This is a genomic window from Flavobacterium sp. FlaQc-30 (assembly GCF_044005885.1).
In the GTDB taxonomy this organism is placed as follows: domain Bacteria; phylum Bacteroidota; class Bacteroidia; order Flavobacteriales; family Flavobacteriaceae; genus Flavobacterium.
Genome location: NZ_JBIPCO010000002.1, coordinates 196,075 through 212,216 on the forward strand (window position 1 = coordinate 196,075; position 16,142 = coordinate 212,216).

14 protein-coding genes are annotated in these 16,142 nt (G+C 33.0%); 11 read left to right on the forward strand and 3 right to left on the reverse strand.

Annotated elements, in window-relative coordinates:
• Nucleotides 1-31 precede the first annotated feature (31 nt).
• The gene (locus ACHRV0_RS06230) at nt 32-487 is read left to right on the forward strand and encodes a GNAT family N-acetyltransferase (protein WP_129022814.1); all 456 of its coding nucleotides are present in this window, start codon (nt 32-34) and stop codon (nt 485-487) included.
• Between the two features lie 235 nt (nt 488-722).
• On the opposite strand, the gene ACHRV0_RS06235 is transcribed toward ACHRV0_RS06230, so the two are convergent.
• Entirely contained in the window at nt 723-1,508 is a 786-nt protein-coding gene (locus tag ACHRV0_RS06235; protein WP_395440229.1) for a sulfite exporter TauE/SafE family protein, read from the reverse strand.
• A gap of 297 nt (nt 1,509-1,805) precedes the next feature.
• A complete protein-coding gene (locus tag ACHRV0_RS06240) occupies nt 1,806-2,432 on the reverse strand; it encodes a Crp/Fnr family transcriptional regulator (protein ID WP_129022812.1) in 627 nt (208 codons plus the stop codon).
• A gap of 359 nt (nt 2,433-2,791) precedes the next feature.
• Here ACHRV0_RS06240 and ACHRV0_RS06245 point away from each other — a divergent pair, with 359 nt between their 5' ends.
• The 5 genes from ACHRV0_RS06245 to ACHRV0_RS06265 all read left to right on the forward strand — a co-directional run bounded on the left by ACHRV0_RS06245 (nt 2,792) and on the right by ACHRV0_RS06265 (nt 8,225).
• A complete protein-coding gene (locus ACHRV0_RS06245; RefSeq protein ID WP_071634709.1) occupies nt 2,792-3,103 on the forward strand; it encodes a rhodanese-like domain-containing protein in 312 nt (103 codons plus the stop codon).
• Between the two features lie 74 nt (nt 3,104-3,177).
• Nucleotides 3,178-4,758 (forward strand): NADP-dependent glyceraldehyde-3-phosphate dehydrogenase, encoded by a 1,581-nt coding sequence (locus ACHRV0_RS06250; protein WP_129022811.1) that lies wholly within the window; start codon nt 3,178-3,180, stop codon nt 4,756-4,758.
• Nucleotides 4,759-4,959: 201 nt separating this feature from the next.
• Nucleotides 4,960-6,831 (forward strand): M1 family metallopeptidase, encoded by a 1,872-nt coding sequence (locus tag ACHRV0_RS06255; protein WP_395440230.1) that lies wholly within the window; start codon nt 4,960-4,962, stop codon nt 6,829-6,831.
• 205 nt (nt 6,832-7,036) lie between these two features.
• Entirely contained in the window at nt 7,037-7,429 is a 393-nt protein-coding gene (locus ACHRV0_RS06260) for an ACT domain-containing protein (protein ID WP_129022809.1), read from the forward strand.
• A gap of 181 nt (nt 7,430-7,610) precedes the next feature.
• Complete coding sequence (locus tag ACHRV0_RS06265; protein WP_395440231.1) at nt 7,611-8,225, forward strand: hypothetical protein; 615 nt, start codon at nt 7,611-7,613, stop codon at nt 8,223-8,225.
• A gap of 67 nt (nt 8,226-8,292) precedes the next feature.
• Here the strand turns inward: ACHRV0_RS06265 and ACHRV0_RS06270 are convergent, their stop codons facing one another.
• Nucleotides 8,293-8,856: an outer membrane beta-barrel protein gene (locus ACHRV0_RS06270; RefSeq protein ID WP_395440232.1), complete on the reverse strand. Its 564-nt coding sequence runs from the start codon at nt 8,854-8,856 to the stop codon at nt 8,293-8,295.
• A 177-nt stretch (nt 8,857-9,033) separates the two neighbouring features.
• Here ACHRV0_RS06270 and ACHRV0_RS06275 point away from each other — a divergent pair, with 177 nt between their 5' ends.
• From ACHRV0_RS06275 to ACHRV0_RS06295, 5 genes are all read left to right on the forward strand, one after another.
• Nucleotides 9,034-9,438 (forward strand): GNAT family N-acetyltransferase, encoded by a 405-nt coding sequence (locus tag ACHRV0_RS06275; RefSeq protein WP_395440233.1) that lies wholly within the window; start codon nt 9,034-9,036, stop codon nt 9,436-9,438.
• A gap of 178 nt (nt 9,439-9,616) precedes the next feature.
• Nucleotides 9,617-9,988 carry a hypothetical protein gene (locus ACHRV0_RS06280; RefSeq protein ID WP_089053024.1) on the forward strand — a complete coding sequence of 124 codons (372 nt, stop codon included), beginning with the start codon at nt 9,617-9,619 and terminating at the stop codon, nt 9,986-9,988.
• A 175-nt stretch (nt 9,989-10,163) separates the two neighbouring features.
• Nucleotides 10,164-11,246, forward strand: a complete 1,083-nt coding sequence (locus ACHRV0_RS06285; RefSeq protein WP_129022805.1) for an efflux RND transporter periplasmic adaptor subunit — start codon at nt 10,164-10,166, stop codon at nt 11,244-11,246.
• A gap of 25 nt (nt 11,247-11,271) precedes the next feature.
• Nucleotides 11,272-14,439, forward strand: coding sequence for an efflux RND transporter permease subunit (locus ACHRV0_RS06290; protein ID WP_129022804.1), 3,168 nt, complete (start codon nt 11,272-11,274; stop codon nt 14,437-14,439).
• On the forward strand, nt 14,432-15,883 hold the full coding sequence (locus ACHRV0_RS06295) for a TolC family protein (RefSeq protein WP_395440234.1): 1,452 nt from the start codon (nt 14,432-14,434) through the stop codon (nt 15,881-15,883). The genes ACHRV0_RS06290 and ACHRV0_RS06295 overlap by 8 nt, the downstream gene beginning before the upstream one ends.
• Nucleotides 15,884-16,142: the final 259 nt, after the last annotated feature.

A 16,142-nucleotide genomic window follows, 5' to 3' on the forward strand; every position in this document is an offset into this window, starting at 1 on the left:
TTCGCTTTTTTAATTAAAACATTTTATAATAATGGATTACAAAATCAAAAAAGCAAGTCTTGAAGATCTCAATGAAGCAGCAGAACTTTTTAATCTTTATCGTGTTTTTTACCGTCAGGAATCTGATGTCGAAAAAGGAAAAGCATTTCTTAAAGAGCGATTGTTAAATAATGAATCAGACATTTTTTTAGCGATTACAAACGGAAAAGCTGTTGGCTTTGTACAGCTTTATAAACTATTTCATTATACAAAATTGCAAAAGCAATGGCTGCTTAGTGATCTTTTTGTACATCCTGATTTCCGTGGTAAAGGATTATCTGTGGCATTAATTGATCGAAGTAAACAATGGTGTGAAGAAACAAACGCCTGCGGTTTGATGCTGGAAACAGAAAAAACAAATGATATAGGCAATCAGTTGTATCCACGTTGCGGATTTGAATACGACGGATTACACAATTATTATCATTGGTGGCGAACAGAAAAATAAACAAGGAGGTTTAATCTGTTAATTTTGACAGCCGTATTAAATTAAAGATAAATACGATCAAGAATATAGTATAGTACTCTAAAAAGAAATCCGTTTATTCTTCAGAATAAACGGATTTTTTTAATTTGATCTTTGTCAAAATGGAAGGCTTTGACAAAGATCTCTACAAGTACACTAAATTCAAAATATTTAAAATCTTTGCAAATCGGTTATATCTGCGTGAAAGAAATCCAGATTAAAATAAAACTTCTTTTGTAATAATGTAAAATCCCATTACGAGGACAAACCAGCCAAAAAGTGGTTTTAATTTTGTTCCATCTATTTTTTTAGAAAACTGACTTCCGATAAACATCCCTAAAAGTGCCATTCCCGAAACACCTAATAAAAAAGTATAATCGATAGGAGTTCCTATATATAAATCACCTCCAAAACCTATTGAAGAATTAATGGTAATAATCAATAATGAAGTTCCTACGGCTTGTTTCATTGGTAAATTAGCAAAGAACAAAAGTGCAGGAATAATTAAAAATCCGCCGCCGGCTCCCAGAAATCCTGTTACAATTCCAACCAAGAAACCAATTAAGCTTAATTGCAGATAATTGGTTTCGGCAGTTTTTATTTCGGGTTGTGGTTTTCTGATCATCGAAATCGCCGCTGCTATCATCAAAACCGAAAAGACAATCATAATCAGAAAATCTTTTGAAACAGAATAAGAGGCAATAGAAAATAGGGTAGAAGCAATTTTAGGAAAAATCACTTCACGAATAATCAGTATTGAAATTACAGAAGGTATTGCAAAATATAATGCCGATTTGAGTTTTAGATTTCCCATTTTATAATGACTGTAACTGCCAAATAAAGCGGTTAAGCCAACAATAAATAAGGAGTATGAAGTTGCTTGTTCTGGATTTACTTTAAATAAATACACTAAAATAGGAATAGTCAAGATAGAACCGCCGCCGCCAATTAAGCCCAGAGAAATTCCGATAATGATTGAAGCAAAATAGCCTAAATATTCCATTGCATTTATTTTTATGCAAAGTTGCTTCGGAAATTAGAATCCTACAGTAACATTTATCACAGAAGTGATTTTTTGTTTTAGCCACAGATTAAAAAGATTAAAATGATTTCTCTGTCCGCTTAAATTTTAACACATAGAAACATAGATTTTTTTCTTAGCAAAGGTTGAAAAAAATAATTCATTATTTACACATAGCTATGTGTGTTGATGCAAGTGAAACGCCTTTTATAGATTTAGTAAAGCTATGTTTCTATGTGTTAAAAAATCAAAAAAATCCTTTAATCTGTGGCTAAAAAACTATTTCAAAAGTTCAATCTGATTTCGGTTGAGTTTGACTAAGCCTCGCTGTTCCATTTTTTTTAGTAATCTCGAAACAACTTCTCGCGATGTATTTAATTCTGTTGCGATTTCTTGATGCGAAAGATTAACCTCAGAACAACCGCAGGTATCAGAATGTCTTTTTAAGTAAAATTCTAAACGTTCATCCATAGAACGAAAAGCAATGTTGTCGACAACTTCCAGTACTTCTTCAAAGCGGCTTCTATAAGTTTCGATTACAAATTCGTACCAAGATCTGTGTTCCATCATCCATTTGTCCATCATTTGAAGGGGAATCATCATGACAGAAACGTCTTCGACTACTTTGGCCATAATCTGGCTTTTTTCGCTTTTAGCTGTGCAAATCATCGAGATCGCGCAGGCTTGTCCGGGTTGAAGATAATACATTAAAAACTCACCGCCGTCTTCGCCTTCACGATAAATTTTGATTTTTCCTTTAGTAATCAAAACCGTGTTTTTAATGTACTGCCCGGTACGCATTAAAATAGTTCCGGCTTCAAAATATTGAAGACTTCCGTTTTCTTCAATAGTAGCAATAAGTTCACTGGAGAAATTAGGAAAGGTATTTTTTAATGAATGTTGCATTGTATCGTTTTTTTGCCGCGAATTTCACAAATTCACACTAATTTATTCGTGAGAATTTGTGAAATTTTCGGCTGGTATTATTGTCAAAATCGAATAAAAAATTATAATTTTTTACAAAGATAATGGATTCTGCTGGCATTAATTGTGGTAAAATTATAATTAACAGGTATTTTGCTTAAATGAAAAAATCCTATTTTCTATCGATTTTATAGGTTATATTTTTAAAAATAGTGAGTAAATTTGCCTTTCACTGATTATAATAATTTCTCTAAAACGTTTTCTGAGAATAATAATCGAAATCGCATTTGGTACGTTTTTCATGAGTAGAAACGTCGTAATTTTACAAAAACACATTTATTATGAATTTATCACAAGAAGATTGGGTTAATCAGCTGGCTGCTGACGAGAATGCAGTTATACTGGACGTAAGAACTGAGGACGAATTTAATGATGGCTATATTGAAAATGCTTTAAACATTGATATCAATAAAGGTCAAGGTTTTATTTATGAAATTGAAGAATTAGATAAAAACAAAAATTACTATGTGTATTGTCGTTCTGGAGCTAGAAGTGCCAAAGCTTGTCAGATTATGAACGAATTGGGTATCGAGAATGCCTATAATCTGCTTGGTGGTATACTGGATTGGGAAGGCGAAACCGTACAACCATAAAAGAGAAGAAGAGGCATTAAAGCCTCTTTTTTCATTATAATGCTATTAATAACCAAATAATAAACAACCAAATTATGAGTTTAATACCCGAAGAATTTGAAATTAAATCCCTGATAAATCAAGATACTTACCTTGTAAATGGAGAATTAAAACATTGGTCAGGGCAAACTACGCCTGTGTTTTCGACGATTTCTTCTACAGAAAAATATACGCCTACTTTATTAGGTTCTATACCATTTATGGGAGAAGCTGAAGCTGCAGAAGTAGTTGAAGCTGCAAATGCTGCTTATGATAAAGGACAGGGTTTATGGCCAACAATGAAAGTTGCTGACCGTATTAAGTGTATGGAGAATTTCGTTAATCAAATGAAAGAAACCCGCGAAGAAGTCGTGAAATACTTGATGTGGGAAATTGGAAAATCATTGGGAGATTCTCAAAAGGAGTTTGATAGAACGGTTGAATATATTTACGATACTATAGCAAGTTATAAAGAATTAAACGGACGTAGTTCGCATTTTGAAAAAGTACAAGGTGTAAATGCAATGATTCGCCGCGGACCTCTTGGCGTTGTGTTGTGTCTTGGACCTTACAACTATCCTTTAAACGAAACTTTCTCCTTGTTGATTCCAGCTTTAATTATGGGGAATACGGTGATCTTTAAACCGGCTAAACACGGTGTTTTGTGTATTTCGCCATTGTTAGAAGCTTTCAGAAGCAGTTTTCCAAAAGGCGTTATCAATATCGTTTATGGTCGTGGCCGTGAAGTAGCTTCTCCAATTATGAAATCGGGTAAAATTGATGTTTTAGCATTAATTGGAAACAGTAAATCAGCAATAGCGTTGCAGGATCAGCATCCAAATAAAAACAGATTACGTTTGATTTTAGGTTTAGAAGCTAAAAACCCAGCTATTATTTTACCTGATGCCGATTTGGATTTGGCGATTCAGGAATGTATTACAGGAACTTTATCTTTTAACGGACAAAGATGTACGGCATTAAAAGTTCTATACGTTCATGAATCAATTAGAGAAGAATTTAATAAAAGATTCTCTGAAAAAGTTGATGCTTTGCAATTTGGAAATCCATGGGAAAAAGGAGTGTCTTTAACGCCCCTTCCAGAAACAGATAAACCACATTATATACAAGGATTAATCGACGACGCTGTTCATAAAGGAGCTGAGATCTTGAATGAAAAAGGAGGGAAACACGCAGATAATTTTATTTTTCCAGCCGTTTTATATCCAGTAAACAGCAAAATGCGTGTGTACCATGAAGAGCAGTTTGGTCCTGTAGTTCCAATTATTTCTTTTAAAGATATTAAAGAACCTTTAGAAGATATGGCTGAATCAAATTACGGACAGCAGGTAAGTTTATTCGGAAAAGATATTAAAACTCTTGCGCCGCTTATTGATGCTTTAGTAAACTTAGTTTGCAGAGTAAACCTCAACAGTTCTTGTCAAAGAGGACCAGATGCATTCCCTTTTACAGGTCGTAAAGATTCTGCTGTGGGTACTTTAAGTATTCCAGATGCTTTACGTTCTTTCTCCATTCGTACGTTTGTCGCTTCAAAAGATATCGCTTATAACAATGAAATTCTGCAGGAATTGCTAAACAGCAAAGAATCAAATTTTATAAATACCGATTATATTTTGTAGCATCAAGGTTATATATTAATTGTAGATACCGTCCTTTTCTTTCTAGAATTGGGCGGTTTTTATTTTTAATAGATTCTATAAGAATTAAGCAGCTTTGGTACTATGTTTTTTTTAATTGTAATTTTATAAAGTTTTGTAACATTGTTTTGAAAAATGGGTCTTATATAAATCAATTTAAATTATCAAATCAAAAACCAGTTTATGAATAAAAGATTATTGCGTTTTGCATTTATTGCTTTTTTGTTTTTGACGCAAACAGGCTTTGCACAAGAACTTTATATGCCTAGAAATATAAAAGAAGCTTACGAAAAAGGAACTCGTTCTATGGACGGAAAGCCTGGGAAAAACTATTGGCAGAATCATGGAAAATATACAATGGATATTACTGTAGATGCTAAAACAAAAGTAGTAAGCGGAACAGAAACTATTGTTTACGAGAATAACAGTGATAAATCATTAGATAATCTTGTTATTCGATTTGTAAATAATCTGCATAAACCAACTTCACCAAGAGGAGGTGAAGTAAGCGATGACTTTTTAAGCAGCGGATTAACGATTACTTCTTTAAAAGTGGATAATGAAGTTTATAAAGAAGATGCCAGAAACTGGGGAACTGTTGGGAATGTAAAACTAAAAAAAGCAATCGCACCAAAATCTAAAGTTACCATTAATATTGATTGGAATTATCCTTTATCAAAAGAAAGCGGAAGAGAAGGACAAATTGACGAAACTACTTTTTTTGCAGCTTACAGTTATCCTCGAGTTTCGGTTTTTGATGATTACTATGGCTGGGACAGAATACCTCATACAGATCGTCAGGAATTTTACAATGACTTTAATGATTATACTTTTTCAGTAAAAGCACCTAAAAATTATGTGGTTTATGCGACTGGAGATTTCTTAAATCCTGATGAGGTTTTACAGCCAGAGTTTGCTGCACGTTTGAAAAAATCATATGTGACAGATGAAATTCTGCATATTGCAAATGAGCAGGAAATGAAAAGCGGAATAGTAACGAAACAAAACGATTGGAATATCTGGAAATTTGAAGCAAACAATATTACTGATGTTTGTTTTGGTTTAAGCGATCACTATTTATGGGATGCCAGCAGTGTTTTGGTTGATAAAAAAACAAATCGCCGTGCAAGTGTTCAAGCTGCTTACAATATTACAGGAACTGATTTTGTAAATTCGGTTAAAAATAATCAGTTTGCTTTAGATTGGTTCTCTAATAATTGGCCTGGAATTCCATATCCATATTCTAAAATGACAGCTTTTCAAGGTTTTGCAGATATGGAGTATCCAATGATGTGTAACGATTCTCATATGGGTGATCCCTTATTAGCACAATTGGTTCAAGATCATGAAGTAGCGCATACTTATTTTCCGTTTTTTATGGGAATCAACGAAACGCGTTATGCTTTTATGGACGAAGGCTGGGCTACAACTTTTGAATATTTGATTAAAATTGCCGAACATGGAAAAGATGAGGCGGATAAATTTTATAAAGGGTTTAGAGTAAAAAAATACATCACCGATTTATCGACAGAAGAAGATCAGCCCATAATTTCAATGTCTACACAAGTTTCAGGTGCAGGATACGGAAACAATTCATACGGAAAAGCATCTCTCTCTTATTTAGCTTTAAAAGATTTGCTTGGAGATGATTTGTTTAAAAAGGCGCTTCATCATTATATGGATACTTGGAATGGAAAGCATCCAATTCCGTGGGACTATTTTTATTCGATGAATACAGGTTCAGGAAAAAATTTGAATTGGTTTTTCAATAACTGGTTTTTTACAAACAATTATATAGATATTTCGATAAAAGAAGTTTCAAAAAATGTTGTTACTATAACAAACTCAGGAGGTTTTGCAATTCCGTTTGATGTGAATTTGATTTATGAAGATAACGCAGCCGAAACGTTTCATCAAACTCCTGCAGTTTGGGAGAAAAATCAAAAAACAGCAAGGATAACTATTAATACTAAAAAGCAAATAAAAAAAGTTACTCTAGACGGCGGCATTTTTATGGATGCAACGCCAATAAATAATAGCTGGCCCGCTAATTAATAAATAAAAACAAGTCGTCTTTTCTAAATTTAAGACGGCTTTTTTTTATTAATTTAGAATAATCTGTTGGGAGTAATTAATTTTAACACATAGAATTATAGGCTCTTACTTGTAAAAAAGTACTTGTTTTGGATAAAGATTTTCCAGAAACAAATAAAAAAATAGATCGACTATTAAAATAATTAATCTTTAAAACTAAACTAAAATGTCAGGAGAAAAAGATTTACAGAAACTGCTTAAAAACATGAAGCCCGAACATAACTCTGGTGATTATGTTTTTTGTAAAATTGAAAAAGTTGAGAATATAAATCTAAATGAGATTGAAATGTTTTTTAAAGAGAAAGAGGCTTTTACGCTGATTCTTAAAAAAGAAAATGCCGAAAAATTAAATTTAGAATATTCTGTGGTGATGTCTTGGATAACGCTCTCTGTTCATTCCTCGTTAGAAGCGATTGGATTGACAGCAGCATTTTCTAATGCTCTTTCAGAACATGAAATTAGCTGTAATGTTGTTGCGGCCTATTATCATGATCATATTTTTATTGATAAAAAAGATACGGTAAAAGCAATGGAGATTTTAAGTTCGTTTTCTGGGTAGTTTTAGAAAAAAAATCAAATTCATTTTTTTAGGGGTTATAAATATCAATAACGAAAAATTTGTTTCGTTGTAACTCTTTTTATTGTTAAAAAAGTAATTAACTGATAAAAATCATTATCAGATGCTAAAATTAATTAGTACGTTTGCAAGAAAATAAAAAGTAACTTAATTCCCCAAATTAATGAAAAATTTTTTACTCTTAATCGTTCTGCTTATTTCGATGAAAAATGCAGCACAAAATGACGCGAAATGTAAATTTCAGAAAAACAAGTATGAACTTGCACTTTCCTATTTGAAAAATTCAGATTATCCAAATGCATTGGATCAATTTTCAATAGCTTCAAAACTTAAGCCTGAAAATGAAATCGGGCAGGAAGCATTAAAAAGAATTGATACTTTAAAAGAAATTCTTAGAAGTGATATTTTAGAAAAGGCGTACGGAACTTGGATAATGACAGGTGATAAACCAAGTTGGACTATTGAAGCTCAAAATAGTTTTAAAAACAAAACGATTGATGAGCTGGTAGAAATTAATCAGAATGAAATTTTATTTTTTGAACAAGATCGTAAATCAAAAGTAAAAAAGCTTCTTAAAAAAGAGAATTTGGTTTATTATAATAAAGACAAATCAGATGCTTTGTTCTCTGCAATTATTTTGTCAGATGGTACAATCTGGAGCTGTTCTGTTGATGAAAAATCTAAAGTACTGCATGTCGTAAATATTGGAAAACAGAATGAAAATGGTTTTGAAAAAATTACAGACGATAATTTAGAGAAATTTTTCTCAAAAATGTAATGTAAATCAATGTTTTACAAATAAAAAAAGAGAATCTATTAAATGTAGATTCTCTTTTTTTATTTTATTATAAAAACTTAAAGCCGAGCGAGAAGTTTGAAATACCAGTTTTTAAACTTGCCCCAGAAGGGTCAAGATCTGATATTCCTGCAAGATATCGATAATCTAAAGTAAGTTTCCATAAATCAACGCCAACACCGCCAAGAATACTGCTGTTGTTTTTTTCGATTGCAATCAAATTAAGATTATTGTTTGTTTTAATACTTGAATAATTCTTCCAGTTGTAACCTGCAAAAATGCGAATATTTCCTAATTTACCTAATGGAACTACTTTAAAACCCGCAATAAGAGTAGCATCCGTTCCTGATAGTTCATAGTTAGTACTGCTGGCTCCGGTTTGCGAAAGGCTAAACTTAGATTGTGTGTATCCTAATTCTCCCTGACCATAAAAAAGCAGTAAATTTACTCTTGCAAATCCCGCAACACCCATTGCAGTTCCTGAGCTTTTTGAGCTGTAATCACTTGAAATAGGAGAAGTGATGTTGTACGAAACCTGCGGTCCAAATTGTATCAATTGTGCAAAACTGTTCATACTAACGCATAAAAATAATGCTAAAATGAATTTTTTCATAACTGGTTTTTATTTGTTTTTAGATACTATAAAAGTAGAGATTAATTAATTATACTAGAAGTTTTTTCTTTCTTTTTTTTGTGAATGATGTTGATAATTAAATCAGTACGTTTTAATTGCAGATCAAAAGAATATAAAATTGAAAATTCATTTAAATTTGTTTTCAAATAATTTGCAATGGAAATTAAAGAAATAGCAGCTTCAGAAACTTGGGATATTAGACACAATGTAATGTGGCCAGATCAACCCTTTGAATTTGTACAGCTTGAAGAAGATAATTCAGGATTTCATTTTGGAGTTTTTACAAGTAATAAACTGGTTTCTATAGTTTCTTGCTTTATAGTCGAAGAAGAGATGCAGTTTCGAAAATTAGCAACTTTACAAGAATATCAAGGAAAAGGAAGCGCTTCTCATCTTTTAAAATATATTTTTCAGTTTGCAAAAGAGAAGAATATTAAGAAAGTTTGGTGCAATGCCAGAAGTAATAAAAAATCATTTTATGAGAAATTTGGAATGAAAGATACTTTTAAAACGTTTACTAAAGCTGAACAAGAATTTACAATAATGGAAATTATATTTTAATATAGTTTTATAAGTGGTTGATTTGTAGACGACTAAATTTACGGTCATCAGTAAAAGTAAGTTTTTTAATAAAATTCTTGAATATTAAAAGAATGAAAACGTTTTCGTCTTGTATAACTGTTAAACCTTGTTAAAAATTCTTTTTTTGTTTTAATACTTTTATTACTTTCGCACCCAAATGAGAAAGTTAATAGTATTTCTAGTATTCATGAATTTGCTTCTGCTGGGCGGAGGCCAATATCTTAATGCTAATACTTTTTCTCATCATCATCTTCAACAGAAACACAGAGTTAAATTTACAAGTCAAGATCGTGGAACTTCAATTATTGAAGATGCAGATATTGATCTTGAAGAAGATCTTCTGGGAAATGATGATACCAATTTACTTACGAACAAGTTTTTTGCTGTTTCGTACAGTTTGGTAGACACTTTGTATCTGGCACTTTCAGATCAGTCTGCTGCGAATGATTCCAATCGTTTAAAAATTTCTACGCCTCTCTTTGGGCATTCAAATCCTATCTATATTACTCAACGAGTATTAAGAATTTGATTTTAAAGTATACATCGGTTACCTAGTCGTGATCTGCATATCTCGTTGATGTATATTTGTTTTTTACTTCTTCTTATATGAAAGTTAAGTTCTGACTAAGGCTGGCTGATGCATTTAATCATCCAAAAGGAATTTTTATTCCAAGCATTCAATCGCTTAATTTCCAAACTAAATCATGAAAAGAATTATCTTGTTCACAGGCTTTATGGCCTTAGTGTGCTTAACTAGCTGTACATCTAAAAAAGAAGAGAAAGAAGAAGCAGAAAAATTCACGGTTACAAATCCCGTTAGAATCGACACTTCATTTACTAAAGAATATGTTTCGCAGATTAAATCTGTTCGAAATATCGAAATCCGTGCCCAGGAAAAAGGGTTTTTACAAAACATTTATGTTGATGAAGGTCAATTTGTAAAAAAAGGTCAATTGTTGTTTAGAATTATGCCAAATATGTATCAGGCAGAATTGCTTAAAGCACAGGCTGAACAAAAATCAACAGAAATTGAATTACAGAATGCTAAACTTTTAGCAGATAAAAATATCGTTTCTAAAAACGAGTTAAGTGTTGCACAGGCTAAACTGCAATCAGCAAAAGCTGAGGTTTCATTGGCAAAACTTCATTTATCATTTACAGAAATCAGAGCTCCGTTTGACGGAACTATCGATAGAATTCCTTTAAAATTAGGAAGTCTTATTGACGAAGGCGAGTTATTGACAAGCCTTTCAGACAACAGTCAAATGTTTGCTTATTTCAATGTTACTGAGCCAGAATATCTTCAATATCAGACTAACGTTAAAGACCGTGCTGATAACAAAGTAAATTTAGTTTTGGCAAATGGTGAAACATTTAAATATAAAGGAAATGTTGAGGTAATTGAAAGTGAATTTAATAATGAAACTGGAAATATCGCTTTTAGAGCAAGATTCCCTAATTCTGAAAAATTACTTAGAAATGGTGAAACAGGTCAAGTTCAAATGTTCCTGCCTCTTAAAAATGCCATTGTAATTCCTCAAAAAGCTACTTACGAAATTCAGGACAAAAAATATGTATTTGTTGTAGATAAGAATAACAAAGTGACATCAAGAGAGATTACTATTACAGGTGAAGTTCCTGATTTATATGTAGTAAGAACTGGTCTAACTGAAAATGATAAAATCTTGCTTGAAGGAGTTCAAAAAGTAAAAGAAAATGATAAAATCAAATATGAACTCCAATCGCCTAAAGAAGTAATAAATCATTTGCGTACAAAAGCAGAATAGGTTTAATCATTAAAAAAGATATACAATGTTTAATAAGTTTATTCAAAGACCAGTACTGTCGATAGTAATATCGCTGATAATTGTCTTTTTAGGGGTTTTGTCGGTATTGAATTTACCAATTACTCAGTTCCCTACAATTTCACCTCCAATGGTGAATGTTACTGCAGATTATCCTGGATCTAATGGAGAATTAATGATCAAAGCGGTCGTTATTCCTCTAGAAAGAGCTCTAAATGGAGTTCCAGGAATGAAATATATGGCTTCAGATGCCGGAAATGATGGTGAAGCTACGATTAAGGTAGTATTTAATTTAGGTACAGATCCAAATCAAGCGGCGATTAACGTTCAAAACCGTGTAGCTTCAGTTACCAATAAACTACCTCCTTTAGTAATTAGAGAGGGTATTAAAATTACTCGTGAAGTACCAAGTATGTTGATGTACGTGAATCTTTACAGTACAGATAAAAATACCGACATGAAGTTCTTGTACAACTATGCCGATATTAATGTACTTTCAGAATTAAAAAGGGTAAATGGTATTGGTGCCGGAGATATCTTAGGAACACGTGAATATGCAATGCGTATCTGGTTGAAACCAGATCGTATGTTAGCCTATAAAATTTCTGCAGATGAGATAATGGAAGCATTATCAAGTCAGAGTTTGGAGGCTTCTCCTGGAAAAACGGGAGAAAGTTCTGGTAAACGTTCTCAGGCATTTGAGTATGTATTAAAATATTCCGGACGTTTTACAACTAAGGAACAATATGAGAACATTGTGGTAAAAGCAAATCCAAATGGAGAGCTTTTAAGATTAAAAGATGTTGCCAAAGTCGAATTTGGAAGTTCGATGTACGATATTTATTCGAACTTGAACGGAAAACCATCTGCTGCTATTGTATTAAAACAATCTTTTGGAAGTAACGCCAATCAAGTTATTGAAGAAGTTAAAGCTAAGCTGGAAAAAATTAAAACAAGGTTTCCAAAAGGAATGGATTATGAAATTTCGTATGACGTTTCTAAATTCTTAGATGCCTCTATCGAAAAAGTAATTCATACTTTGGTTGAAGCATTTATTCTGGTAGGTTTAGTCGTTTTCCTTTTCTTAGGAGACTGGCGTTCAACAGTTATTCCGGCAATTGCGGTACCTGTATCGTTAATAGGAACTTTTGTGTTTATGACCTTCTTTGATATTTCATTGAACTTAATCACATTATTTGCCTTAGTATTGGCAATTGGAGTCGTCGTCGATGATGCGATTGTAGTTATTGAGGCCGTTCACGCCAAGATGGAAGAGGAGCATCTTTCCGCATTTAAAGCGACTAAAAAAGCAATGCACGAAATTGCAGGAGCAATTATCGCCATTACCTTCCTTATGGCTGCGGTATTTATTCCAGTTGCATTTATGTCTGGTCCTGTTGGAATATTTTACAGACAATTCTCTGTAACTATGGCAACTGCGATTATCCTTTCGGGTATTGTGGCTTTAACATTGACACCAGCGCTTTGTGCAATGATGTTAAAAAATAATCACGGACAGCCTAAAAAGAAAACACCAGCAAATAGATTTATTGATGCTTTCAACGAAAAATTCAATTTAGCACAAGGCAAATACCAAAATCTATTAGGTAAAATTGTCAACAGAAGAGTGGTTACTATAGTTGCACTTCTTGTTTTCTGTGCTGGAACATGGATTATTAGCAGCACTGTTCCTTCAGGATTTATTCCTAATGAAGATCAGGGAATGTTTTATGCCGTAATTCAAACACCTCCAGGTTCTTCTTTAGAAAGAACTAATAATATTGCAGAGAGAGTTCAAAAAATTGCTGAAGATATCGATGGCGTAAAATCAGTTTCGTCATTAGCAGGTTATGAGATTTTGTCTGAAGGTACAGGAGCCAACTCAGGAACGTGTTTGGTTAACTTGAAAGACTGGAGTGATAGAAAAGAATCTGTTGTTGAGATTATGCATGACATGGAGGAAAAATGTAAAGATATTGCGGGAGCTAATATCGAATTTTTCCAACCGCCTGCTGTACCAGGATATGGTGCTGCGGGAGGATTTGAGCTTCGTTTATTAGATAAAACGGGTTCTGTAGATTACAAAAAAATGGAGCAGGTAAACAATGATTTTGTTGCTGAATTGAATAAGCAGCCAGAATTATCTAACGTGTTTAGTTTTTACAGTTCTAGTTTCCCTCAATACATGATGAAAGTCGATAATGATTTGGCACAGCAAAAAGGTGTTTCTATCGAAAATGCGATGAATACTTTATCAACACTTGTAGGAAGTAACTATGAAATCAGTTTTATCAAATTTGGTATTAACTATAAAGTTATTGTTCAGGCTTCACCAGAATATCGTGCACAGCCAGATGATATCTTAAAATTGTACGTGAAAAATAATCGTGATGAAATGGTGCCTTTTTCTGCTTTTATGAAATTAGAAAAAGTGTACGGACTTTCGGAAATTACACGTCATAATATGTATACCTCAACTCAGATTAGTGGTTCTCCGGCTGCAGGTTACAGTTCTGGTACAGCGATTAAAGTAATTCAAAAAGTAGCTGCCGAAAAACTGCCAAGAGGATATGACATTGACTGGGCAGGTATCTCTGCCGATGAGGTTGCTCAAGGTAATCAAGCTATTTGGGTATTCTTAATTTGTTTAGGATTCGTTTATTTAGTATTAGCAGCTCAATATGAGAGTTTTATTTTGCCGTTGTCAGTTATTTTCTCATTGCCTGCAGGTATTTTTGGAGCATTCCTTTTATTAAAACTAACAGGATTAGAGAATAATATTTATGCGCAAGTTGCCATGGTAATGCTTATTGGTTTATTAGGTAAAAATGCCGTATTGATTGTAGAGTTTGCTATACAAAGGCACGCAGCAGGCAAATCAGTTTTAGATGCTGCAATGGAAGGTGCAAAAGCAAGGTTCCGTCCAATTTTAATGACCTCATTTGCTTTTATCGCGGGATTATTGCCGCTTACATTTGCAACAGGTCCGGGTAGAATTGGTAACAGAACAATTGGTACTGCAGCGGCTGGAGGTATGCTTATAGGAACCATTTGCGGTGTATTTGTAATTCCGGGCTTGTATTTCATTTTTGCCAAAATTGCCGAGAAACACAAATTGGTAAAACATGAAGAAGAGAATCCATTAACAGAAGAAATTGACAACAATCATGTATAAATTCAAATCATATCAATATGGTATTGCATTAGCTATTTGTCTTACGGTTGCAGGGTGTAAAGCCCCTGCGCCTGAGGCAGCAATAACTACAAGCACGCCGGTTCCTGAGTCATTTGGAACAACAGCACCAACTCAGGATGCAAATAATAATACAGCAGCTTTAGCTTGGAAAGATTACTTTAAAGATCAGAATCTTGTAGATTTAATTGATGTTGCACTGAAGAACAATCAAGAGTTAAATATTACTTTACAAGAAATCGAGATTGCAAAGAATGATATTCGTGTAAAAAAAGGACTTTTATTACCAACAGTTGGTGTTCGTGCCGGTGCTGGAGTAGAAAAAGTGGGTAGATATACCAGTCAAGGTGCAGGTGATGCTTCTACCGAAATTAAACCTGGAAAAGAAATGCCGGATCCGCTTGGAGATTTTACCATTTCGGCGTATGCCAACTGGGAAGTAGATATTTGGAAAAAACTGCGTAATTCTAAAAAAGCAGCTTTAAACAGATATTTAGCTACTGTTGAAGGTAAAAACTTTGTAATTACAAACCTCATCGCTGAAGTTGCCGATTCTTATTATGAATTAATGGCTTTAGATAATCAGTTGGATATTGTAAAACAAACGATCAAATTGCAGACAAATGCTTTAGAAATTGTAAAGATTCAAAAACAGGCGGCAAGAGCAACTGAGTTAGGAGTTAAGAAATTTGAAGCAGAGGTTTTAACTTCACAAAGTATGGAGTTTGACATTTTACAGCAGATAAAAGAATCTGAAAATAAGATCAACTTTTTGCTGGGTAGATATCCACAAGAAATTAAAAGAACAAGTAATACTAATTTCTTAAGTTTATTGCCAGCTGCTGTAAGTTCTGGAATTCCATCACAATTGTTAGCGAATCGTCCAGATGTTAAGCAAGCAGAATTAGAATTAGTAGCTGCAAAATTAGATGTAAAAGTAGCTCGTGCTGAGTTTTATCCTTCTTTAGATATTACTGCGGCAATTGGAGTAAATGCATTTAAACCTTCTTATTTGTTTACCATGCCAGAATCGCTTTTGTATTCATTGGCAGGTGATCTTGTGGCGCCTTTAATTAACCGAAATGCAATTAAAGCCGAATTTGCGAGTGCAAATGCAAGACAGCTTCAAGCGTTATACAATTATGATAGAACGGTTTTAAATGCTTATTTAGAAGTGTCAAATCAATTGTCTAAAATTCAGAATCTTCAAAAAGGGTATGACCTTAAATCAAAACAAGTAGACGCTTTAAATACTTCAATAGACGTTTCAAACGATTTGTTTAAGTCAGCAAGAGTAGATTATTTTGAAGTTTTGATGACGCAGCGTGATGCGTTAGAAGCCAAACTAGAATTGGTAGATACTAAAAAAGAACAATTAAATGCTGCAGTCCATGTTTACAGAGACTTGGGCGGCGGATGGAAATAATATTGCCTGTTAATTTGTAGAGAAAAAGCCTTTCGGAAGTGACGTTCTGAAAGGCTTTTTTGTTTTAAACAATTTATTTCTTAAGAAAAATGTCTTCTGTTTACAATTCTCAGGTCTGAAAAAGTGAGCCTAAACCTCGGGAGCTATTAGTAGTTTTCGGTTTTTTTTTATGCCTTTTAAATTTCTTCCTATTATTAAATTTAATATTTTTCTTATTTATTTTAAACTATTCAATATATTTACATTATAAATACGTAAT